A 20,564-nucleotide genomic window follows, 5' to 3' on the forward strand; every position below is an offset into this window, starting at 1 on the left:
CCGGCTCGCGCGCCGGGGGAGGACGGTCAGGGTTGCGCGGCGAAGCTGCCGTCGGGCTCCTGGGTGATGCGCACACCGCGGCTGACGCGGTCGAGGGTGCCCAGCAGCCATTCGCGGTCGGTCGGGGTCGCGGCTTCCAGCCGCATCCGGCGGGACCGCAGCGGGACCATGCGCAGGCCGGTGAGCAGGCCGCTGTCCGAGGCCAGGGTGACGAGGAAGGCCAGCCGCAGGTCGGCGCGGTACTCCTCGTAGCCGGTGATGCCCTCGTAGTCGTCGACGAAGTCGCCGCAGCCGTGCAGGACGAGCCGTCCCCGGTACACCTCGACGGACCGCGGGTGATGCGAGGAGTGCCCGTGGACGACGTCGACACCGCCGTCCACCAGGGCGTGCGCGAAACGGGTCTGCTCGCCGGGCAGGAGGTATCCCCAGTTGGAGCCCCAGTGCACCGACACCACCACGACGTCGCCCACACGCTTCACCTCGCCCACCCGGCGGACCACGGCGGCCGCGGCGGCAGCGGACAGGGCGGGGACGTAGGCGACACCGGAGCGGCCCTCGGCCGCCGCCCAGCCGGACGGGACACCGCTGGAGCCCGCCCCGAGGGCGAAGACGAGCACGCGGCCGCCCGAGGGGAGCGGGACCACCGCGGGCGCGTACGCCTCGCCGGCGTCCCGTCCCGCACCCGCCGTCCGCAGGCCCGCGCCGGCCAGCGAGCCGAGGGTCTCGGCCAGGCCCGCGCGGCCGAAGTCCAGTACGTGGTTGTTGGCCAGCACGCACACGTCCGGCCGGGCCGCGGCCAGCGCGGGCAGGTTGCCTGGGTGCATGCGGTAGTGCACGGCCTTGCCCGGTGCGAAGTCGCCGGCGCGCGTCACGGACGTCTCCAGGTTCACGATCCTGGCGTCCGGGGCGGCCTCGTCCAGCAGCGGCAGCGCCTCGCCCCAGGGCCACGGCGGATCGACCGGAGCCGGGATCGCGCCGCTGACCTCCTCCGCCATCCGCACGTAGGACCTGGCGTCCACGACGTAGGCCTCCCGCAGCTCCGGATCACCGGGATTCGGGAGGATCTGATCGACGCCGCGCCCGAGCATCACGTCCCCGCACAGGAACAGCGTCACCACGCCGTGGCCCATCTCTCCACTGTAGGTTCCCGCGGCGCCGGGCCGCGGCGCCCTGCGATCAGCGGCGCTGTCAGGGGCGGCCCTGTCTTCCCCCGCCGTCCGCCGCGTGCCCGCCCTCGGCCGCGGCGAGCCGGCGCAGAGCGAGTTCGGCGAGCAGGGCGGCGCCGTCCGGCAGTACCGCGTCGTCGAACACCGCGTCCGGGGCGTGGTTGCCGGGGGCGGTGGCGGGGTCGAGGCCCGGCGGGCAGGCGCCGAGGCTCGTCATCACCCCGGGGACGTCGGCGAGGACCCGCCCGATGTCGTCGGAGACCAGGGCGGGGCGGGTGCCGCGCACGAACCGCTCGGGGCCGAACAGCTCGGTGACGGCCGTACGCACCCGGTCGGCCTCGGCACCGTCGTTCACCGTGGCCGGGTAGCCGGGGGAGTACTCGATCCCGGCCTCCAGCCCGTGGGCGGCGGCGATGCCGCGCGCGGTGCTCTCCGCCGCGGCGGCCAGCCGGGCCAGCGTGGCGTCGGACAGCGCCCGCAGCGTCGCCTCCAGGCGGGCACGGTCGGGGACGATCGCGGGCCGGGTGCCAGCGTGCACGGTGCCGACGGTGAGCACCACCGGGTCGAAGGGGTCGAATCTGCGGGACGGCAGGGCGCCGAGCGCGGTGACCAGTTCCGCGAGCGCCGGGATCGGGTCGCGCGTGCGGTGCGGCCAGGCGCCGTGCCCGCCGGCCCCGTGCAGGGTGACGGTGAGGGTGCCGTTCGCGGCCAGCGCGGTGCCCGCGGTGTTGCTGAACTCCCCGGCCGGCGCACTCGCGCTGGAGTGCAGGGCGTACGCCGCCACGGGATGGCTGCCGGTGGTCTCCAGCAGTCCTTCCGCCAGCATCAGCCGCGCTCCGTCGTGGCCCTCCTCGCCCGGCTGGAACATCAGCAGGACGTCGCCGGCGAACCGGTCGCGGCGGGCCGCGAGCAGGCGGGCGGCGCCCACCAGCATCGCGGCGTGCTGGTCGTGGCCGCACGCGTGCCGCGGGCCGCCGGGGAACTCCAGGGCGTCCAGGTCGGCGCGCAGCAGCACCGTCGGCCCGGGGCGCGCACCCGGCACGACGCCGACCACGGAGGTCAGCGCCGTGCCGGTGTGCAGCTCCACACCGATGCCGTCGAGCGCGGTGAGCACCGCCTGCTGGGTGCGAGGCAGCTGCAGACCGGTCTCCGGGTGCTCGTGGAGGGCCTGCCGCAGCCGGTGCAGTCCGAGCGAACGGGCGTCCGCCAGCAGGGCGTTCACCGTGCGGTGCCGCGCAGCGCCGGCAGGACCGTCTCGGCGATCCGGTAGGACTCCTCCAGCAGCGGGTTGCCGGACAGGATGAAGGTGTCCACGCCGAGGTCCTGGAATTCCCCGAGGCGTTCGACGACCTGCGCGGTGCTGCCGACGACGGCGGTGCCAGGCCCTGGACGGAACAGGCTCATGCCCGGCCACAGGTTGGGGTGCTTCTCCAACTCCCGTGCGTGCCGCGGGACCCGGCCGCCGTGCTGGCGGAACTGTCGCGCCCAGCCCTCGCCGTCGTTGCCCTCGGGGTCGCCCAGCATCCGCGTGTACGTGGCCTGGCTGGTGACGTCGAGCAGCCGGTCCGCCGCCGCCCACGCCTCGTCCTCGGTGTCCCGGACGATGAGGTGCAGCCGCAGGCCCAGGCGCAACTCGCGGCCGTAGTGCGCGGCGCGCTCGCGCACCCGGTCCAGCTTCTCCTTCAGCAGATGGGGCGGTTCGCCCCAGGTGAGGTAGACGTCGACGTGTTCCGCGGCCATCTCGATGCCGGGCGCGGACGACCCGCCGAACCACAGCGGCGTGTGCACCCCGCCCTGGATCGGGGTGAGTTCGCGCAGCGAGGCGCCCGCCTGGGTCAGCTCGTAGAACCGGCCCTTGTGGTCGAAGACCTCGCCCGCGGTCAGCCGCTTGACGATGTCCCAGTACTCGGCGCTGAGCTGGTAGCGCTCGTCGTGCTCCAGGTGCAGCCCGGCCTGGCGCAGTGCCTCGGTGGAGCCGTTGACGACGTTGAAGCGCAGCCGGTCGGGGCCGAAGAGGTGGGCGAAGCTCAGCGCCATCTTGGCGAGCACGGTGGGGGAGACCAGCCCGGGGTGCACCGCGAGCAGCGGTTTGAAGCTCGGCCGGGTCGCCGCGGCGACGGCGCTCGCCAGCGGCCACACGTCGTACAGGTCGGTGGCGAACAGCGCCCCGTCGTAGCCGAGCCGGTCGACGGCGACGCCGAGCTGCTGGAGGTAGGCCAGGTCGACGCTGCGGCGCCCTTCGGGCTCCCAGGGGTAGGCGCCCTCGCGCGGGATGATGTACCAGAGGATCTCGGGGGCGGTCACGGTCACTTCTCCGGGGATGCGTGGGCTGCGAGGGCCTGGGCGGCGACGGCGTCGAGGCCCGGGTGGCGGGCGTCGGCGACGGTGACGGGCCGGGGCAGGAAGCCGGCCTCGGCGAGGATGTCGGCGGCCTCCTGCTGCTCCGCGACGAAGGCGTCGGAGGCCGGTTCGAGCCGCCACGGCAGGGCGGCCAGGGCCTCGCGCCAGTCCGCGGCGGTGCCGCCCTGGTCGGCGGCGGCGATGCCGGCGGCCTCGTCGAGGTGGCCGGCCGCCCAGGTGTCGGCGGCCTGCAGCGCGCGGATGATCAGTCCGACCAGGTCGGGGCGGGTGTCGGCGACGTCGCGGCGGGTGAAGAAGACGGAGCGGTCGGCGATCAGGTCGCCGGCCTCGGCCAGGGTGCGGACCCGGCCCTCGCGGCGGGCCGCGGACAGCTCCGCGCCCTGCCCCACCCAGGCGTCGATCCGGCCGTCGAGCAGCGCTGCGTAGGAGCCCGCCGCCGAGCGCTCCGCGGTGATGTCGGCGCCGTAGGACAGGCCCTGCCGAGCGAGGGCCTTCGCCACGAAATGGGTCTGCCAGGAGCCGATCGCCAGGTGGACGCTGCGGCCCTTGAGGTCGGTGACGGACGTGATGTCGCTGTCGGCGCGGACCAGCAGGGCGCCGTGTCCCGGCCGTGGCGCGGAGACGGCCGCGTACACCAGGTCGTACCCGGCGGCCTGCGCGGACAGCGGCGGGGTGGAGCCGGTGCCGCCGAAGTCGATGATGCCGTCGGCGAGGGCCGCGGCGGTGTCCAGGCCGCCGATCCGGTGCCAGGCGACGGTCTCGCCCTGCTCGGCGAGGATCTCCTCCAGCAGCCCGAGCCGCGACAGGTGGTAGAGGGAGGGGTTGGCCTGGTGGACGCCGATGTTGACGGTCATGCGGGGAGCTCCTTGGCGGGGGTGGGTGCGTGGTCGGCCGGCGCCCGGTGGACGCCGAGTTCGGTGAGCAGCCGGGTGCGCAGCGCGGCGAACCTCGGGTCGGCGCTGTCGCGCGGGTGGCCGATGGCGATCCGCTCGTCGGTGGCGAGCCGCCCGTCGCGCAGGACGGCCACCCGGTCGGCGAGCCGGATCGCCTCGTCGACGTCGTGGGTGACGAGCAGGACCGCGGGCCGGTGGCGGCGGCACAGCTCGCCGACCAGGTCGTGCATCCGCAGCCGGGTCAGGGCGTCGAGTGCGGCGAACGGCTCGTCGAGCAGCAGCAGTTCCGGCTCGCGGATCAACGCGCGTGCCAGGGCGACCCGTTGGGCCTCGCCGCCGGACAGGGTGGCGGGCCAGGCGTCGGCGTGCCGGTCGAGGCCGACCTCGGCGAGCGCCCGCCGCCCGGTCTCCCGGGTGTCCGCGCCGCGCGGCAGCGCGACGGTGACGTTGGCGAGCACCTTCTTGGACGGGACCAGGCGCGGTTCCTGGAAGACCACCGTCCGGGTCTCGGGGACGAGCACGGTGCCGGCGTCGTGCCGGTCCAGGGCGCCGAGGATGCGCAGCAGGGTGGTCTTCCCGGTGCCGCTCGCGCCCAGCAGGGCCAGGAACTCGCCCTGGGCGATGTCGAGGTCGAGCCCGTCCAGCACGTCGCGGATGCCGAAGGTCCTGCGCAGGCCGCGGATGCGGACCGCGGCCCGGCTGCCGCCCGCCGGGTCGCCGGGTGCGCTGTGCTGCTGCCGGCCGGTGCCGGCCAGTGTCCCGCTCATCGGGCGGCCCCTTGAGTGCGCCACGGCATCAGCAGCCGTTCCAGGAGCCGGGCGGCGCCGTCGGCGAACAGCCCGATGAGGGCGTAGATGAGGATGCAGACGGTGAGGATGTCGGTGCGGGAGTACTCCTGCGCGGTGGACATCAGGTAGCCGATGCCGGCGGTCGAGTTGATCTCCTCCGCGGCGATGAGGGCGATGACGCTCAGCGTCATCGACAGCCGCAGTCCCGACAGCAGCGCGGGCAGTGCACCGGGGAGCACCACTTCGCGGACCAGGGCCAGCCGGCCCATGCCGAAGCTGCGCATCGCCTCGACGAGTTTGCGGTCGGTGTTGCGTACGCCGCCGGCCGCCGAGACGTACATCGGGAAGCTGGTCGCCACCGCGATGAGCACCACCCGGGCCGTCTCGCCGATCCCGAACCAGACCATGAACAGCGGCACCAGGGACAGGAAGGGGATGGTGCGCAGCAACTGCAGCGAGGAGTCCAGCAGTTCCTCGCCGAGCCGGGAGAAGCCGGTGACCACGCCGAGCACCAGCCCGGCCGTCGCGCCGAAGGCGAGGCCGAGTCCTGCCCGGGTGAGGGAGACCGACAGCGCGTCGCCCAGCTGGCCGCTGGTCCACAGCTCCCTGAACGCGGACAGCACCTGGCGGGGCGAGGCGAGCAGGGAGGAGCTGAGGGTGCCGGACGCGGACGCCCAGATCCAGGCCAGCAGCAGGACGAGCGGGCCGAGCAGCCGCAGCCCCAGACTCAGGGCGCGCGGGCGCGGCCTGGCGATCCGGGGGCGCGGGGTGACCAGCCCAGGCGCCGACGGGTCGGCGGACGTCCCGACCGGTCCGACGGGAGCGGTCGCGCTCATTTTCCGCCTGCCGCGGGGGTGTTGACGTCGATGACGTACGGCTTGACGTCGAGGACGCCCTTGGTGATCTTCTGGTCGGCGAAGAACTGCGCCACGGTGGCGAAGTGCGCGAGCTGGGTGTCGCCGATGGGCTGCGCGGTGCCGAGCGCCTTGTCGATGGGCAGCTGCACGGCCTTCTGGGCGGGGCTGATCGCCTCGGGTCCTGAGGTCGTCTTGACGTTCAGGTACGCCTCGGGGTTCTGCTGCTGCTCGATCCCGGCGTCGTGGAGGTAGGTGTAGAGCGCCCGGACGACGTCGGGGTGCTTGTCGGCGAAGTCGTTGCGGACCGCCCAGACCGCGTAGTTCTCAGAGCCGACCTGCTGGCCGGTGGTCAGGAAGCGGGCGCCGGAGTTCGCGATGGCCGGGACGGAGTAGCTGGCCCAGGTGGACCAGGCGTCGACCTGGCCCGAGTTGAACACCGGGCCGATCTGGTTGGGCTGGAGGTAGACGCGCGTGACCCGGTCGACCGGGATGTGCTGCTGCTGGAGGGCCTTGAGCAGCAGGTACTCGCTGGTCCCGCCGTGCCACACGGCGACCCTCTTACCGACCAGGTCGCTGACGCTGTTGATGCCGGAGTCCTTCTTCACCAGGATGCCCTCGCCGAGCTGGTCGGGGTCGACGGCGACGAAGAGCTTGAAGCCGGGCTTCTGGGCGAGCGCGGCGATGGCGGAGGTGATCGAGCCCTCGGCGAAGTCCAGTGCGTTGGCGTCGAGTTCCTGTGCGGCGGGGGCGAACGCGCCGGCGGTGCCGGTCCACGCCACCTTGGCGTGCACCGTGGCCAGCGCCTTGTCGAGCGAGCCGTCCTTGCGGCCGAGCGCGAGCACACCGGAGTTGCCGCCGTCGGGGATGCGGACGGTGATGGTGGGGGCGCTGCCGCCCGCGGTGTCCGCGCGGGCCGACCCGCCGGAGGACGAGGAGCAGGCGGCCAGGCTCAGGGCGGCGAACAGGGACGTGGTGGCGAGGGCGAGTTGACGGACGTTCACGGAGGTCTCCAGGAGAGGGCCGGCCGGGGCCGGCGGGTTTCAGGGGGTGGTGGCGGGGCTGGGCGGGACGGCTGCCGCGGCCGTCCGGGTGGCTGCCTGCGCGGTTGCGCCGCCGGCCGCCTTCGCGGCGCGGGCGGCGCGCAGCTCGTGGGCAAGGCGCAGCGGCTCGTGGTCCGCCCAGCCGGCGACGTCCACGGGGGCGGGCAGGAAGCCGTGCGCGAAGAGGAACCGCTCCTGCTCGGCCAGCAGGTCCAACCGGCTCTGGCCGAGGTGGAGCTGCAGGCTGCCCGCGGTGCCGTCGCGATAGGCGCCTGCCACTCCTTCCGGTCCTGCCCCGGTCTCGGCGGACAGGATGCGGTGCAGGTCGCCGGAGTGGCCGGCAGCCCATTCGGCGGCTTCGAGCAGGACGGCGAGGAACCGCACCACCAGGTCGGGATGCTCGTCGAGCAGCCGCTGGTGGACGGTGATCGGGCGCGGGGTGCCGTTGTTGACCCGGGACCTGCGGTCGGGCACGGAGTCCAGGTCGATCGCGACCTTCGCCCCGTAGCGGCGGGCCGTCTCGACGGCGACCGCGCCCTTGACGTAGACCGCGTCGACCCGCCCGTCCCGCAGCGCGGCCAGCTCGCCCTCCCACTGGCCCTGCCGCACGCCGGGTACGTCGACGAGTTCGGCGTCCTCCAGGGTGAGGCCGGCCAGCCGCAGGGCGCCGGAGTGGCCGTGCAGGGCCATGGCCCGCCAGAAGTCGATGGCGATGTCATGGCGCGGGACGGCGAGCCGCCTGCCGCGCAGCTGCTCCGGTGCGTGCAGGTCGCTGTCCTGGCGGACCAGGATCGACTGCCGCTCCTCGATCCAGGTCAGGGCGATCACCCTGGTGGCCTCGCCGCGGGAACGCGCCCACAGCGCGGGGACGTTGCCGCCCTCGCGGAACAGCGCGGTCAGCTCGTGCGTGAAGTGGCTCTGCGGCAGCCCGTCGGAGTCCGCCCGAGCCGCGGCGTCCTGCAGCGAGCGGACGGCGATCCCGTCGGGGGCGAACTCCGCGGCGAGGCTGCCGCGGTCGGCCGCGATGCCGGTGGCGGTCGGAACGGGGCAGCGGGTGAACCAGATCTCGTCCGGAACGGACATGGGTGCTCCAAGCGGCATGCGTGGGGAGGGCGGGGCGCGGGGGTGCGCGGCGCGCGGGGCGTCGCAGGGCACCACCACGCGAGAAGGCGTACGAGTGCGGGGTACGGCGGGCGTTCAGCGACAGCTGGCGCCGCGGGACCGGCCGAGGTCCAGGTACAGCCGCGCGGACAGCAGCGAACGGAACGGGCTGAGCAGGCCGGGCGTGGTCGTCACGGGTGCTCCCCTTCCGTTGCGGTGTGCGGCATGCGGTCTGCAACGGAGGCTGGCACACACATTCGGTCGGAAGCAATCTTTCCCATGATGTGGGATGCCCTTCGCCGGGCAGAGTTCACGCCGGGAGACGTGGCGCAATGTTCCGGCAACAGTTGCCAGATCGTGGCAGCCTCCGCATGCTTGGGCCATGACGACGGATGCGCGCACCCATGCTGCCGGGGCGCCCCCGGGAGCGCAGGCGGTCACCCGCGCACTCCGGCTGCTGCACTGTTTCCGGGACAACACCGGCGAGCTGACCGCATCCCAACTCGCCCGCCGCATGGAGCTGTCGGTGTCCACCGCCCACCGGCTGGCCCGCACGCTGGTCGCGGCGGGCTTCCTGGAACAGGACGAGCACAGCGCCCGCTACCGGCTCGGCCCCTCGGTCGCCGAACTCGGCCAACTCTCCCTGCACCAGCGGGGCATGCACCGCGCGCTGCCCGAACTCGACGCGCTGGCACGGGTCACGGGCACCACGGCCGACCTGGCCATCCGCGGTGGCGCCCACGCGGTGATCCTGGTCGGCGGTTCGGTGAACGCCGCGTCCGGGCTGGGCCTGCGCCGCCCGCTGCACTCCACGGCGCTCGGCAAGGTGCTGCTGGCGTGGGCGCGGCCGGGCGAGCAGGAGCTCGACGCGCTGCCGCCCCTGCAGGCGCACACCGACCGCACCATCATCGGACTGGCCGAGCTGCGGGCCGAGTTGGACCGGGTCAGGCAGGCGGGACACGCGCTCAACGACGGCGAGTCGGCGTACGGCGTGCGGACCGCCGCGGTGCCGGTGCTCGACGCGGCCGGCCATGCGCACGCGGCCCTGGCGGTGCGCTCCACCCCGGACGTCATCACCGACGACCGGCTCGGGTGGTTCGTCGCCCGTGCCCACGCCTGCGCCCGCGCCCTGGAGGTCCTGCTGCTGCCCCCGGACCAGCGGCACTCCGCCGCCGACGCCGTCAATCCAGGTGCGCCCGCCGGTCCCGCCTCGTAGCCTCGGCGCCATGACCGACCACGCGTTCGTCCCCGACGACTTCGTGGTCCCCGTGGAGATGGTCACCCCGCGGTTCCGCCTGGAGCCGCTGGGACCCCAGCACAACGCCGCGGACCACGCCGCCTGGACCGGCAGCATCGAGCACATCCGGGCGACCCCGGGGTATCCGGACGGGCGCTGGCCGCCCCCCGACGGGATGACCCTGGAGGCGAACCTCGCCGACCTGCGGCGCCACGCGGACGACTTCGCCCGGCGCCGCGGATTCACCTACACCGCGCTCGACCCCGGCAGCGGCGACGTGATCGGCTGCGTCTACATCTACCCCTCCCGCGCCGACGAGCAGGTCACCGAGGTCCAGTCCTGGGTCCGTGCCGACCGGGCCGAGCTGGACGCCCCGCTGTATACGGCCGTCACGGCGTGGCTGACGGCGCACTGGCCGCTGGGAAGGCTCGACTACCAGCCCCGCTGACCGCGGTACGGGCCGCGTTGCGAGCCGTCGCGTGGCCCCGGGGGCGCCGTGACCGGTTCTGCCTGATTCTGCCCTTGTGGCCCGGCTCGGCCCGTTCCCATACTGGCCCCGTCGTGTCAGGGTCATGTCCTGAAGGGGTGCCACCGCGGTGCCCGGCGCGCATGAGCCACGGTGGCACGACGGCCTGACCCGTCCCCCCAGGAGGCCCCGTTGAGCATCGGACACCGCTTCACCGGCAGGGCCGCCGCCCGGCGCCTCGGCCTCGCCGTGGTCGCGCTCGCCGCCTTCGCCGCCCCGACGGCCCTCGCGGCCGGACCCGCCGCCGCGGCCCCCGGGGCCGGCACGCCGCGCCCCCAGGTCTCCGCGGGCGACACGATCTACGCCGACAGCGGCACCGCCTGCAAGACGGTGGTCAACGCGCGTAGTGGGGGTACCTACTACGTCATCATGCCCGGTCACTGCACCCAGGGGACCTCGGCCTGGTACACGGACGCCGCCCTCACCACGTACATCGGACCCACCGTCGCCACGTCCTTCCCCGGCAACGACTACGGGCTGGTCCGGTACGACAACCCCGCGGTGCCGCACCCCGGGGGCGGGTTCACCGCCGGCAACGCCTACGTCGGCGAGCGGGTCTGCCGCACCACCACTGCCGGCCCGCTGCGCTGCGGCACGGTCACGGCCCTCAACGCGACGGTCAACTACGGCGGCGGCCAGGTGGTCAGCGGCCTGATCGCCACCACCGTCTGCACCGATCCCGGCGACACGGGCGGCCTGCTGGCCGCCGGTTCCACGGCCATCGGCCTGTTCTCCGGCGGGTCGGGCAACTGCTCGGCGGGCGGCACCAGTTACTACCAGCCGCTCACCGAGGTCCTGGCCGCCTTCGGGCTGTCGCTGTACTGACCGCACCACATCTGTCCCGGTGAGCGCAGCGTCCCCCCCACACGCCCCCTTGCGCCAGGGGCCGTTGAGATCCACACTGCACCGTCGGCACTGATGCGCTGCCCGTTCGGGCCGCGCTGCGGCCGGTCGGCGACCCCTTCGGGAGGCGCCGTCCGGCGGGGAGGGAGCAGGTCGTGGCGTTCCGAGGCGCGGTCAGGGTGCGAAGTGCCGGCACAGGCCCTGTGGAGATCGCCGCCGTTTTCACCGTTGTCATGAGCCTGACACATATGGGCGGCCGCGGCAGCTGACCGCCCCGCAGGCCCGGCACACCGGCGGCCCGCGCGTACCTCGCGCCTCTCGCCGCCACCCCTGACGCGGCAGCGCCGGCCGCCACCGCCCGAACCCGGAGCGCACAGGCGGCCGTAACCCTGCCGAGGCCGACACCCCCGATCGGCCCGTAACCAAGGAGAGTCACATGCAACTGCTCAAACGCGCACGGCTGTTCGGCACCGTCGTCGCGGCCCTGGCGGCGATCCCGCTGGCCGTGCTCGGCACGGCGGCACCTTCCGGCGCTGCCGGTTCCGCCGGGGCGACGGTGCACTCCTGTGCCACCGCCAAGGCCGGCCACGCCGCCTGCAAGGCGGTCGTCCGCACCGACATCGTCTCCACGAAGTCCGTCGCGCCGAACGCCACTCCGTCCGGCTACGGCCCCTCCAGCCTGCAGTCCGCGTACAACCTGCCGTCCGGCACGGCGGGCGCGGGCCGCACGGTCGCGATCGTCGACGCGTACGACGACCCGACCGCCGAGGCCGACCTCGGCGTCTACCGCGCCCAGTTCGGGCTGCCGGCCTGCACCACGGCCAACGGCTGCTTCAAGAAGATCGACCAGAACGGCGGCACCACCTACCCGAAGAAGGACGGCGGCTGGGCGCAGGAGATCTCCCTCGACATCGACATGGTCTCGGCGATCTGCCCCAACTGCCACATCCTGCTGGTCGAGGCCAAGACCTCGTCCTTCGCCAACCTGGGCGCCGCGGTGAACCGGGCGGCGGCCACCGCCGGCGTCGTCGCGATCAGCAACAGCTACGGCGGCTCCGACGCCTCGGACGCCACCTACGGCTCCTACTACAACCACCCGGGCATCGCGGTGACCGCCAGCTCCGGCGACAGCGGCTACGGCGCGAGCTACCCCGCGTCCTCGCACTACGTCACCGCCGTCGGCGGCACCACCCTCAACACCGCGTCCAACACCCGCGGCTGGAGCGAGACCGCGTGGAGCGGCGCCGGCAGCGGCTGCTCGGCGTACAACACCGCGCTGAGCGGCGCGGCCTCCTTCGCCACCGGCTGCGCCAAGCGGGCCGAGGCCGACGTCTCCGCGGTCGCCAACCCCTCCACCGGCGTCGCGGTCTACGACAGCACCGCCTACCAGGGCTACGTCGGCTGGATGGTCTTCGGCGGCACCAGCGTGTCCTCGCCGATCATCGCCTCGGTCTACGGCCTGGCCGGCAACACCGGCTCGATCGACAACAACTACCCGTACACCCACTCCTCGTCGCTGTTCGACGTCACCTCCGGCAGCAACGGCAGCTGCCCGACCACCCAGTGGTGCAACGCCCGCACCGGCTGGGACGGCCCGACCGGCCTCGGCACCCCCAACGGCATCGGCGCCTTCTGACACCGGCGTCCCCACCGCCCCTGCGGCCCGGGCATCCCGCCCGGCCCGCGGGGGCGGCCGCGCCGCGCCCGCGCCGCAGGCCGCCCAGCCGGCGGCGCCCGACCCGCCGGGCACTGGCCCGCGAACTCAGCGGGCGCCGAGCGCCAGGGTGCGGGCGAGGGTGCGGGCGACCTCGGGGGTCAGGGGGGCGTGCCCCGACAGGAAGCGGAACCAGTAGACGCCGAAGGCCTGGTCGACCAGCAGGTCCACGTCGGTGCCGGCGGCCGTTTCGCCGCGCTCCCGGGCGCGTTCGACGATCGTGCGCAGATCGCCGCGCCTGGTCCGGGTGAAGTCGCGCAGCAGGTCGGCCACCTGGGGGTCGCGGGCCGCCTCGGCGAGCAGGGTGCCCAGCATGGCGGCGTTGTCGGGTGCCGTCCCGGCCTGGAAGAGGTCGCAGAGGAAGGCGGCCAGATCGGACTCCAGCGCGCCGGTGTCGGGCGTGCTGACCTGGTCGCGGGCGGTGCTGGTGAGGGCTTCGAGCAGCACGGCGCCCTTCGACGGCCACCAGCGGTAGATCGTCTGCTTCCCGATCCCTGCCTCCCTGGCGAGGGAGTCCACGGTCACCGGTTCGCCACCGCCGGCGGCGAGCAGCCGCCGGGCGGCGGCGAGGATCGCCTGGCGTGCGGCCTCGTTGCGGCGGCGTCCGGTGTGCGGGCGCCGCTCGGGTACGGGCGGCGTGGGAGGCATGGCCGGCATCCTACCTGTTGACGAGACCGTGAGTCTCGTCTGACAATCTGCCGAGACACCCGGTCTCGACATCATGCGGCCGAACCCGGCCCCGCACGCCGCCTCTTCACCCGCCTCGTCGCGGCCGGGACCGGACCCAAGCCGAGGAGTACCACCGCCCATGGCCCACCCCACCGACCCGCAGGCCGCACAGGCGACCGCGGGCACCGCCTCCCGCGACGCCGGCGTGCTCCACTACACCGCCTTCTCCGCCAGCCCCGCCGGAGGCAACCGCGCCGGGGTCGTCCTCGACGCCGCGGGGCTCGACGACGCCCGGATGCTCGCCGTCGCGGCCGAGGTCGGCTACTCGGAGACGGCGTTCGTCACGCCGGGACCGTCCGGCGAAGGACCGCGCAGCTTCGCCGTACGGTTCTTCAGCCCCAAGGCGGAGGTCGACTTCTGCGGCCACGCCCTGGTCGCGACGGCGGTCGCCCTCGCCGAGCGGCTGGGGGCCGGCGCGTTCGTCTTCCACAGCCAGGTGGGCGCCGTACCGGCAACGGTGGCCGTGCAGGACGGCGTCGCGAAGGCCACCTTGACCAGCGTCGACCCGCGCGTGAAGGAGGTGGCGCCCGGTGACCTCCAGGAGGCGCTGGCCGCCCTCGGCTGGAAGCCGGCCGAACTGGACGAGGCGCTGCCGCCGCGCATCGCCTTCGCCGGCAACGACCACCTGGTGCTCGCGGCGGCCACCCGCGAGCGGCTCGCCGACCTGGACTACGACGTCGACCGGCTGCTCGCCCTGATGGTGAGGCTGCGGCTGACCACGGTGCAGCTGGTGTGGCGCGAGTCGGCGACGGTCTTCCACGCCCGCGACCCCTTCCCGGTGGGCGGCGTGGTGGAGGACGCCGCGACCGGAGCGGCCGCCGCGGCCTTCGGCGGCTACGCCCGGGCGCTGGGCCTGGTCCCGCCGAGCGCCGCTCTCACGATCCACCAGGGGCACGACATGGGGCGCCCGTCCCTGCTCGAAGTGCGCCTGCACGCCGGTGACCCCCGGGTACGGGTGTCCGGCGCAGCGACCCGGATCACCCCACCGGCCTCGTGAGGCCGTCTACCGACCGCAGGTGACGGCGGCGGCCGTCGACGGGCAACTGGCCGCACATGAAGGGTGGTTGTAGACTTCTCCAACCAGTGGAGGTCGGTGCAACGACTGGGGGCTGCCGATGGGCGCGGAGAAGTCCGGTGCGCCGCACCGCCGTTGGTACGGCGTGCACAAGGCCCTCGCCGACCCGCTGCGCCTCCGGCTCCTGGAGGCGCTGTGGGACGTGCCGCAGTCCGCACGCGAGCTCGCCGACCGCGCCGACCTCCCCGCCGACCGGCTCTACTACCACCTGGGGCGGCTCGAACAGGCGGGCCTGATCGAGATCGCCGAATACCGGCCGCTGGCCGGGGGTAAGGTCGAGCGGGTCTACGCCCCCGCGGTCACCGAGCCCCCCGCCGACGCCGCGAGCCCCGAGGAGATGGCCGAGTTCCTCGGCTCGATGCTCGACGCCACCAGGGCCGACATCAACGCCGCCTACCGGTCCAGGCAGGCCGGCGGCCGCCGCGAGGTCGACCTCCACCGCGGCGCGCTGCGGCTGACCGACGAGGCGCTCGCCGAACTGCGCGAGCACATCGCACTGCTCGCCGACCGGTTCGGGGACCGGGACACCCCCGGGACCTGGACCCGGGTCGTCGTCGCGCTCGTCGACCTGCAGGACCGCCCTGCCCCCGCCGACGCCACCGCCCTGCTCGAGAGGTCGCCATGACCGGAAGCGAGGAGCACGCGCCCAGCGTGCCGTTACGCGCCTCGGACGCCGAGCGCGACGCCGTCGAGGCGCTGCTGCAGCACCACTTCGCGCTCGGCCGGCTGACTCTGGCCGAACTGGAGGAACGCGCGGCCGCCGCCTACGAGGCCCGCACCCGCGAGCAACTCGACGCCCTCGTCAGGGACCTGCCCGGTGAGGCGGAAGAAGCCAGGTCGCAGGCGGACGTCGTCGACTCCCGCCTGCTGATCATCCTGCTGTGCTGCGCGCCGCCCGCGGCACTCGTCTACTGGCTCGTCTCCCAGCGCGCGGCGCGGCGAAGAAGAGCGGACCTGCCGGTTCGGCATCCCCGTGCTTCCGGAGGGACCGAGGAGCCGGAGGCCCTCTGAGACTCGGCGCAGGGCTGTGGGCGGACCCCGGTCAGCTGCCAGTTCCGGCCCGTGCCCGAGTTCACGGCGGCCTGGCCGGCGGGGGTGCCGGCGGGGGGCCACGAGGAGGGCGTCGCCGGCCGGGGCCGGCTCGCTCGGCCGGGCGCCTCCCCGTGCGGGCCGGTCGGGCGGACCGGCCCGCACGGGCGCCGGGCTACAGCGGTGGAAGCGCCAGGTGCTCGCGCAGCGTCGTGCCCTCGTACGCGGTGCGGTACGCGCCGCGCTCCTGGAGTTCGGGGACGACCTTGTCGACGATGTCGGTCAGCGACGACGGCAGCGCTTGCGGAACGATGTTGAAGCCGTCCGCCGCCCGGGTGCGGACATAGCGCGTCCACTCGTCGGCGATCTGCGAGGCGGTGCCCACGAAGGGCGGCCGCCGGGCCGACACCTCCCGTACCAACTGCACGATCGACAGGTCGCGTTCGGCGGCCAGCTCCCGCCACTTGCGGATCTGCGCCAGCTTCCCCGTGCGGTCCTCGATGGCGATCGTGCCGCGGGACGGGTCGAGTTCACCCTCGCTCGGCTCGATGTCCGGCAGCGGGCCGTCCGGGTCCCAGGCCGACAGGTCCGTGCCCCAGTACTGTTCGAGGAAGGCGATCGCCCGCGGCGGCGAGACCTGCTCGTCCCTGAGCCAACGGGCCTTGTCCTGCGCGTCCTTCACGGTGTCGCCGACCACGACCATGGCGCCTGGCAGAATCCGCACCGCGTCCGCGGGGCGGCCGTACCGGGCCAGCCGGCTGCGCAGGTCCGCCGCGTAGGCCACGGCCTTCTCGTAGCCGGTGTTGGCGGAGAAGACCACGTCGGCGTGTGCCGCGGTGAGTTCGCGGCCGCCGTCGGAGTCCCCGGCCTGGAAGAGCACAGGGCGGCCCTGCCGGCTGGGCGGGACCGTCGCGGACGCGCGCAGCCTGACCAGGTCGGTGTCCCTGGTCACCGTCCGGTCCCTCGCGCCGTCGGCCGCGGCGGCCCACAGCGCCTTCGCGGCCTCCACGACGCCGGTGGCCCGCTCGTAGCGGTGCTCGTGCGCCAGCCAGCCGCCGTGCCGGAAGTTCGCGCCGGTCCAGGCGTTGTCGGTGGTGACGATGTTCCAGCCGGCCCGGCCGTCCGACAGCAGGTCGAGGCTGGCCAGCCGGCGGGCCAGGTCGGCCGGGTAGTTGTAGGTGGTGTTCTGGGTGGCGACCAGCCCGATACGGCTGGTGGCGCCGGCCAGCGCGGCGAGCTGCGTGATGGCGTCGGGGCGGCCGGCGACGTCGAGGTCGAAGACCCGGCCCTGGTTCTCCCTGACCCGCAGGCCCTCACCGAGGAAGAAGGCGTCGAACAGGCCGCGTTCGAGCAGCCTGGCCACGTCGAGGAAGGTCTCGATCGCGGTGTGCGACGGGGCGCCGGGCTCGGTCCAGATCAGTTGCGGGCCGACGCCGGTGAAGAAGACACCCAGGTGGACCTGGGCGCCGGGGTCGTAGTCGGGAGTGGCGGTCGCGTGCACCGCGTCCGGCATGGCGGTCACCTCAGGTGCTCGTGGTCGCCGCGAGGGCGAACCGGTTGGCCGGGCGGGGCAGGCCCAGGGTGTCGCGCAGGGTGGCGCCGGGCCGCGGCGGCCGGTGCAGGCCTTCGGCGGCCAGCGCGGGCAGCACCTGCCCGGTGAGCACCGGCAGGTCGGTGCCGAGCTGCGCGGGATGCAGCCGTACGCCGTCCACGTGGCGGGCCAGTCCCGCCAGCAGCGCGGCCAGCGCGGCCGGCGACCCGACGTGCCGCAGCCGCCCGGCCGGCTGCCAGGGCGCCGCCCCGTCCAGCCGGGCCAGCCGCTCGGCGGCCGGCAGGTCGGCGTCCAGCAGCACCTCGACCTCCGCGAACACCAGGGCGGCGCCCGCGTCCCTGGCGGCGGCCGCGGCGGCGGCCACGGCGTCGCGCTCCGGGCGCCGCACCAGCGCGACGTCCGCCCGCCCGCCCAGGCCCAGCGTGTCGGCGGCCAGCACCACGACCTGGCCCTGCGGCGGCCGGGGGGTGATCAGCGGACCCTTCACCGTGAAGCGGGCGCCCTCGGCGTCGACGTGGTGGACCTTGTGCCAGTCGAGGAAGCGGCCGGTGGCCACGTCCTTGATGACCGCGTCGTCCTCCCAGGAGTCCCACAGCGCCCGGGCCGTGTCGACGACGTCGGTGATCTCGCGGTGCAGCGCGTCCGCGTCCAGCGGGCTCGCCCCGACGGTGGCGTGGGCGTCCGCGCCGTTGGCGGCGCCGACCACCCAGGCCGCCCGGCCGTTGCTCGCGTGGTCCAGGGAAGCGAGCTGGGTGGCCAGGTGGAAGGGCTCGGTGACGGTGGCGTGCAGGGTGGGGGCCAGGCCGATCCGGTCGGTGAGCGTCGAGACGAGCGCGGCCCGCGTGCCGGCCTCCGGTCGCCACCCGCCGCCGCGCGGCGGCAGCGGTCCGTCCGCGAAGGTGACGAGCGTGAAGCCGCCTGCCTCGGCGTCGCCGACCGTGCCGCGCAGCGCGGCCGCGCCGCCGGCCGCCCGGGACCGCGCCTGCCCGGCCGCCGGGTGGGCGCCGTCGCCGTCGGTCTCCAGGGCCAGGTGCAGCCGGCGGCCGCCGGGGTCAGGTCTGGTCATGGCCGGCCGCCCCTTCGGCGGGGACGGACCTGGTCCCCTGTACGGGCGCCGTGGGGATCTTCTCGCCGGCCTCGATCGCCACCGGCAGCCGGTTCTCGGCCGGCGGCAGCGGGCAGGTGGCCAGGTCGGTGTAGGCGCAGGGCAGGTTGGAGGCCCGGTTGAAGTCGACCAGCACATTGCCCTCGGCGTCGGGCGGGTCGATGGACAGCGCCCGGTTGGCGGCGTAGGTGGTGACCCCGGAGGTGGCGTCGGTGAGCAGCACGAGAAGGCTGCCGGGGGCGTGCCCGTTGAAGGCGGTCAGCCGGTGGGTGGTGCCGTCCAGCTCGAACTCGACCTGGCCGGGGGCGTCGTAGACGTGCTGGAGGCCCTCGACGGCGGCGCCCACCGTCGTCGGCCGCGGCACGTCGAAGGGCACGTAGCGGCCGGCGCGCGCCCACCGCGGGTCGGGGGCGTAGGCGGGGGTGCCGGTGAAGGCCAGCCGCAGCGCGTTCTCCGGGTGCCGGGGGCGCAGGATGTCGTACCCGCCGCGCTTGGCCACCTCCACGACCGCGTCGCCCGCGGCGGGGAAGAGGCTCACCCGCTCCCCGATCACGCCGAAGTCGTGCCGCCCGCGCAGCACCTGCCCGTCCAGGGTCAGCTCCTCGCCGTCCGACAGCTCCACCACCACGCCGTCCGCGGTGCTCGACCAGGCTCCGGGCGCGTCGGGGAAACGGGCGGGCGTGGCGTCCAGCCAGTGCAGGCCGGTGATGGCGAGGAAGCCGTGCGGGCCGGCGAGCACCTTCTCCTTCTCCTCGTGCCACTGCTGCCACTCCTCGGCGAAGGCGGCGCGGTCGGTCTCTGCTGCCTGTGCGGTCATCACGACTCCTGGGTTCCTGTGGGGTGCGGGGTGCGCGGTGCGGGGCGGTGCCCGGCGTCGGCGGCGGGCTGTTCCAGCCGGCGGAACCGGCTGCCGTGGAAGACCAGCGGCGGCACCGCATGGTCGGCGTCCAGGGCGCGGATGCGCAGCAGGACGATGTCGTGGTCGCCGGCCCTGATGTGCTGCTCGACGCTGGTGTCGAACCAGGCGCCGGCGCCGTCGAGCAGGACCGCGCCGTCCTCGGTGGCGTGCCAGTCCAGGCCGGCGAACCGGTCGTCGCTGCGCGAGGCGAGCTGGGTGCAGGCGCGCTCCTGCGCGGCGCTCAGCACCGTCACGCCGAGCCGGGCGCGGCCGGCGAGCAGCGGCCAGGTGGTGGAGGTGTGGGCCACGCAGACCGACACCAGCGGCGGATCGAGGGACACCGCGGTGAACGAGTTGGCTGTCAGGCCGACCGGAATCCCGTCCACCAGGGCGGCGATCGCCGTCACCCCGGTGGGGAAGGCACCGAACACCTGCCGCAGCCGGGCCGGGGTCAGCACCTGCTCCTCGGGCCAGGACTGCTCGTCCGCGGGGGCCTGCTCGTCGGGCAGGATCCGGATGGTCATCGTCGCTTCCACTCCTCGGCCAGCAACTCGTACGAACGCACCCGGTCGGCGTGGTCGTGGGTGATGGTGGTGATCACCAGCTCGTCGGCGCCGGTGGCGTCGCGCAGCGTCTCCAGCTGGTCGGCGACCTGCTGCGGCGACCCGGTGAACTGGGTCTCCACCCGGTCCGCCACCAGGTCCCGCTCGTCCTGCGTCCACGCATGCGAGCGGGCCTCGTCCGGGCTGGGGAAGCGGATGGCGCCCGCCAGGCTGCGGATGCTGTGCACCCACAGCCCGTAGCCGGTCGCAAGCTCCTTCGCGGTGGCCTCGTCCTCGGCCACCACGACATCGGCGGAGACGCTGACGTAAGGCCGCTCCAGCTCCGCCGAGGGCACGAACGCCGCACGGTAACCCTCCGCGGCCTCCAGGACGGTGGCCGGGCTGACGTGGTAATTCGCCGCGAACCGCAGCCCGCCTGCGCCCGCGACCTGCGCGCTGACCCCGGCGCTGCTGCCCAGGATCCACACCTGCAGATCGGCGCCCTCGCCGGGCACGACATGCGCCTCGATGCCGTCGTGCACGTAACTGCCCTCCAGCAGCGCCAGGATGTCGGCGATCTGCTCGTCGTAGGGCTGCGGCTCCGCGCCCGGCTGGGTCAGCAGCCGCCGGTGCAGCGCGAAGCGGGGTGAGCCGAGCAGCTTCTCGTACGAGAACGGGGCCGGTATCCGCAGGCCCCCCGCTGTGCGGCCGTCCACCACCGCGGCGGCGCCGACCGGTACCGGCTGCCGCGCGGCCGGCGCCCCGCGCCCGCCGGAGCGGCCCAGGCCCAGGTCGAACCGGCCGGGGTGCAGGGCGTCGAGCAGCCCGAACTCCTCGACGGTGGACAGTGCGGTGCGGTGCCCGAGTTGTACGGCGCCGGCGCCGAGCCGGATGGTGTCGGTGGCGGCGGCGGTCAGCGCGAGGACCACGGCCGGCGAGGTGCCGGCCACGCCGGGGTTGAAGTGGTGTTCGGCGAACCAGTAGCGCGCGTAGCCGAACCGTTCCGCGTGCTGGGCCAGGTCGATGCTGTTGCGCAGGGCCTGGCCGGCGGTGGAACCGGTGGAGATCGGTACGAGGTCCAGGACCGCGAGCGGGGTGTGTGCCACGG

The 20,564-nt window shown here is 74.5% G+C and carries 21 protein-coding genes; 7 read left to right on the forward strand and 14 right to left on the reverse strand.

Going from position 1 to position 20,564, the window contains the following annotated elements:
* Positions 1-26: 26 nt before the first annotated feature.
* The 8 genes from NFU81_RS38515 to NFU81_RS38550 are packed head-to-tail and all read right to left on the reverse strand — an operon-like array spanning position 27 to position 8,188.
* Entirely contained in the window at positions 27-1,130 is a 1,104-nt protein-coding gene (locus tag NFU81_RS38515) for a CapA family protein (RefSeq protein WP_251501269.1), read from the reverse strand.
* A 58-nt stretch (positions 1,131-1,188) separates the two neighbouring features.
* On the reverse strand, positions 1,189-2,388 hold the full coding sequence (locus NFU81_RS38520) for a M20 metallopeptidase family protein (protein WP_251501272.1): 1,200 nt from the start codon (positions 2,386-2,388) through the stop codon (positions 1,189-1,191).
* On the reverse strand, positions 2,385-3,476 hold the full coding sequence (locus NFU81_RS38525; RefSeq protein ID WP_251501274.1) for an LLM class flavin-dependent oxidoreductase: 1,092 nt from the start codon (positions 3,474-3,476) through the stop codon (positions 2,385-2,387). The genes NFU81_RS38520 and NFU81_RS38525 overlap by 4 nt, the downstream gene beginning before the upstream one ends.
* Positions 3,473-4,381, reverse strand: a complete 909-nt coding sequence (locus NFU81_RS38530) for an ABC transporter substrate-binding protein (RefSeq protein ID WP_251501277.1) — start codon at positions 4,379-4,381, stop codon at positions 3,473-3,475. The genes NFU81_RS38525 and NFU81_RS38530 overlap by 4 nt, the downstream gene beginning before the upstream one ends.
* A complete protein-coding gene (locus NFU81_RS38535) occupies positions 4,378-5,187 on the reverse strand; it encodes an ABC transporter ATP-binding protein (protein WP_251501279.1) in 810 nt (269 codons plus the stop codon). The genes NFU81_RS38530 and NFU81_RS38535 overlap by 4 nt, the downstream gene beginning before the upstream one ends.
* Positions 5,184-6,044, reverse strand: coding sequence for an ABC transporter permease (locus NFU81_RS38540; protein ID WP_251501282.1), 861 nt, complete (start codon positions 6,042-6,044; stop codon positions 5,184-5,186). Before NFU81_RS38540 ends, NFU81_RS38535 begins: the two co-directional genes overlap by 4 nt.
* Positions 6,041-7,066, reverse strand: a complete 1,026-nt coding sequence (locus NFU81_RS38545; RefSeq protein WP_251501284.1) for an NrtA/SsuA/CpmA family ABC transporter substrate-binding protein — start codon at positions 7,064-7,066, stop codon at positions 6,041-6,043. The genes NFU81_RS38540 and NFU81_RS38545 overlap by 4 nt, the downstream gene beginning before the upstream one ends.
* Positions 7,067-7,105: 39 nt before the next feature.
* Positions 7,106-8,188, reverse strand: coding sequence for an ABC transporter substrate-binding protein (locus tag NFU81_RS38550; protein WP_251501287.1), 1,083 nt, complete (start codon positions 8,186-8,188; stop codon positions 7,106-7,108).
* Positions 8,189-8,588: 400 nt separating this feature from the next.
* Here NFU81_RS38550 and NFU81_RS38555 point away from each other — a divergent pair, with 400 nt between their 5' ends.
* The 4 genes from NFU81_RS38555 (at position 8,589) to NFU81_RS38570 (ending at position 12,448) form a co-directional block, all read left to right on the forward strand.
* Complete coding sequence (locus NFU81_RS38555) at positions 8,589-9,422, forward strand: IclR family transcriptional regulator (RefSeq protein ID WP_251501289.1); 834 nt, start codon at positions 8,589-8,591, stop codon at positions 9,420-9,422.
* Positions 9,423-9,432: 10 nt separating this feature from the next.
* The gene (locus NFU81_RS38560) at positions 9,433-9,891 is read left to right on the forward strand and encodes a GNAT family N-acetyltransferase (RefSeq protein WP_251501292.1); all 459 of its coding nucleotides are present in this window, start codon (positions 9,433-9,435) and stop codon (positions 9,889-9,891) included.
* 210 nt (positions 9,892-10,101) lie between these two features.
* On the forward strand, positions 10,102-10,794 hold the full coding sequence (locus NFU81_RS38565; RefSeq protein ID WP_251501295.1) for a S1 family peptidase: 693 nt from the start codon (positions 10,102-10,104) through the stop codon (positions 10,792-10,794).
* Positions 10,795-11,248: 454 nt separating this feature from the next.
* Positions 11,249-12,448 carry a S53 family peptidase gene (locus NFU81_RS38570; protein ID WP_251501297.1) on the forward strand — a complete coding sequence of 400 codons (1,200 nt, stop codon included), beginning with the start codon at positions 11,249-11,251 and terminating at the stop codon, positions 12,446-12,448.
* Between the two features lie 126 nt (positions 12,449-12,574).
* Here the strand turns inward: NFU81_RS38570 and NFU81_RS38575 are convergent, their stop codons facing one another.
* Entirely contained in the window at positions 12,575-13,174 is a 600-nt protein-coding gene (locus tag NFU81_RS38575) for a TetR/AcrR family transcriptional regulator (RefSeq protein WP_251501300.1), read from the reverse strand.
* Positions 13,175-13,334: 160 nt separating this feature from the next.
* On the opposite strand from NFU81_RS38575, the gene NFU81_RS38580 reads away from it, so the two are divergent.
* The 3 genes from NFU81_RS38580 to NFU81_RS38590 all read left to right on the forward strand — a co-directional run bounded on the left by NFU81_RS38580 (position 13,335) and on the right by NFU81_RS38590 (position 15,341).
* Positions 13,335-14,252 (forward strand): PhzF family phenazine biosynthesis protein, encoded by a 918-nt coding sequence (locus tag NFU81_RS38580; protein ID WP_251501303.1) that lies wholly within the window; start codon positions 13,335-13,337, stop codon positions 14,250-14,252.
* A 118-nt stretch (positions 14,253-14,370) separates the two neighbouring features.
* Entirely contained in the window at positions 14,371-14,955 is a 585-nt protein-coding gene (locus tag NFU81_RS38585) for a winged helix-turn-helix domain-containing protein (RefSeq protein ID WP_251501305.1), read from the forward strand.
* Complete coding sequence (locus NFU81_RS38590; protein ID WP_251501307.1) at positions 14,952-15,341, forward strand: DUF1707 SHOCT-like domain-containing protein; 390 nt, start codon at positions 14,952-14,954, stop codon at positions 15,339-15,341. Before NFU81_RS38585 ends, NFU81_RS38590 begins: the two co-directional genes overlap by 4 nt.
* A 193-nt stretch (positions 15,342-15,534) precedes the next feature.
* Here the strand turns inward: NFU81_RS38590 and NFU81_RS38595 are convergent, their stop codons facing one another.
* The 5 genes from NFU81_RS38595 to NFU81_RS38615 are packed head-to-tail and all read right to left on the reverse strand — an operon-like array spanning position 15,535 to position 20,562.
* Positions 15,535-16,872, reverse strand: a complete 1,338-nt coding sequence (locus NFU81_RS38595; RefSeq protein WP_251501309.1) for an NtaA/DmoA family FMN-dependent monooxygenase — start codon at positions 16,870-16,872, stop codon at positions 15,535-15,537.
* Between the two features lie 10 nt (positions 16,873-16,882).
* Positions 16,883-17,977, reverse strand: a complete 1,095-nt coding sequence (locus NFU81_RS38600) for an LLM class flavin-dependent oxidoreductase (protein WP_251501311.1) — start codon at positions 17,975-17,977, stop codon at positions 16,883-16,885.
* Positions 17,964-18,833, reverse strand: a complete 870-nt coding sequence (locus tag NFU81_RS38605; RefSeq protein ID WP_251501313.1) for a DUF1684 domain-containing protein — start codon at positions 18,831-18,833, stop codon at positions 17,964-17,966. The genes NFU81_RS38600 and NFU81_RS38605 overlap by 14 nt, the downstream gene beginning before the upstream one ends.
* Positions 18,833-19,438 carry a flavin reductase family protein gene (locus NFU81_RS38610; RefSeq protein ID WP_251501315.1) on the reverse strand — a complete coding sequence of 202 codons (606 nt, stop codon included), beginning with the start codon at positions 19,436-19,438 and terminating at the stop codon, positions 18,833-18,835. The genes NFU81_RS38605 and NFU81_RS38610 overlap by 1 nt, the downstream gene beginning before the upstream one ends.
* Positions 19,435-20,562: an LLM class flavin-dependent oxidoreductase gene (locus tag NFU81_RS38615; protein WP_251501317.1), complete on the reverse strand. Its 1,128-nt coding sequence runs from the start codon at positions 20,560-20,562 to the stop codon at positions 19,435-19,437. The genes NFU81_RS38610 and NFU81_RS38615 overlap by 4 nt, the downstream gene beginning before the upstream one ends.
* Positions 20,563-20,564: the final 2 nt, after the last annotated feature.

The sequence above is a fragment of the Actinacidiphila cocklensis genome (assembly GCF_907177275.1).
Lineage (GTDB): Bacteria > Actinomycetota > Actinomycetes > Streptomycetales > Streptomycetaceae > Actinacidiphila > Actinacidiphila cocklensis.

Excerpts from the sequence above, each read along its gene's own strand:
- NFU81_RS38515 (WP_251501269.1), bottom strand. The coding sequence starts at position 1,130 with ATGGGCCACGGCGTGGTGACGCTGTTCCTGTGCGGGGACGTGATGCTC.
- NFU81_RS38530 (WP_251501277.1), bottom strand. The coding sequence starts at position 4,381 with ATGACCGTCAACATCGGCGTCCACCAGGCCAACCCCTCCCTCTACCAC.
- NFU81_RS38535 (WP_251501279.1), bottom strand. The coding sequence starts at position 5,187 with ATGAGCGGGACACTGGCCGGCACCGGCCGGCAGCAGCACAGCGCACCC.
- NFU81_RS38540 (WP_251501282.1), bottom strand. The coding sequence starts at position 6,044 with ATGAGCGCGACCGCTCCCGTCGGACCGGTCGGGACGTCCGCCGACCCG.
- NFU81_RS38550 (WP_251501287.1), bottom strand. The coding sequence starts at position 8,188 with ATGTCCGTTCCGGACGAGATCTGGTTCACCCGCTGCCCCGTTCCGACC.
- NFU81_RS38555 (WP_251501289.1), top strand. The coding sequence starts at position 8,589 with ATGACGACGGATGCGCGCACCCATGCTGCCGGGGCGCCCCCGGGAGCG.
- NFU81_RS38560 (WP_251501292.1), top strand. The coding sequence starts at position 9,433 with ATGACCGACCACGCGTTCGTCCCCGACGACTTCGTGGTCCCCGTGGAG.
- NFU81_RS38570 (WP_251501297.1), top strand. The coding sequence starts at position 11,249 with ATGCAACTGCTCAAACGCGCACGGCTGTTCGGCACCGTCGTCGCGGCC.
- NFU81_RS38575 (WP_251501300.1), bottom strand. The coding sequence starts at position 13,174 with ATGCCTCCCACGCCGCCCGTACCCGAGCGGCGCCCGCACACCGGACGC.
- NFU81_RS38580 (WP_251501303.1), top strand. The coding sequence starts at position 13,335 with ATGGCCCACCCCACCGACCCGCAGGCCGCACAGGCGACCGCGGGCACC.
- NFU81_RS38585 (WP_251501305.1), top strand. The coding sequence starts at position 14,371 with ATGGGCGCGGAGAAGTCCGGTGCGCCGCACCGCCGTTGGTACGGCGTG.
- NFU81_RS38590 (WP_251501307.1), top strand. The coding sequence starts at position 14,952 with ATGACCGGAAGCGAGGAGCACGCGCCCAGCGTGCCGTTACGCGCCTCG.
- NFU81_RS38595 (WP_251501309.1), bottom strand. The coding sequence starts at position 16,872 with ATGCCGGACGCGGTGCACGCGACCGCCACTCCCGACTACGACCCCGGC.
- NFU81_RS38600 (WP_251501311.1), bottom strand. The coding sequence starts at position 17,977 with ATGACCAGACCTGACCCCGGCGGCCGCCGGCTGCACCTGGCCCTGGAG.
- NFU81_RS38605 (WP_251501313.1), bottom strand. The coding sequence starts at position 18,833 with ATGACCGCACAGGCAGCAGAGACCGACCGCGCCGCCTTCGCCGAGGAG.
- NFU81_RS38610 (WP_251501315.1), bottom strand. The coding sequence starts at position 19,438 with ATGACCATCCGGATCCTGCCCGACGAGCAGGCCCCCGCGGACGAGCAG.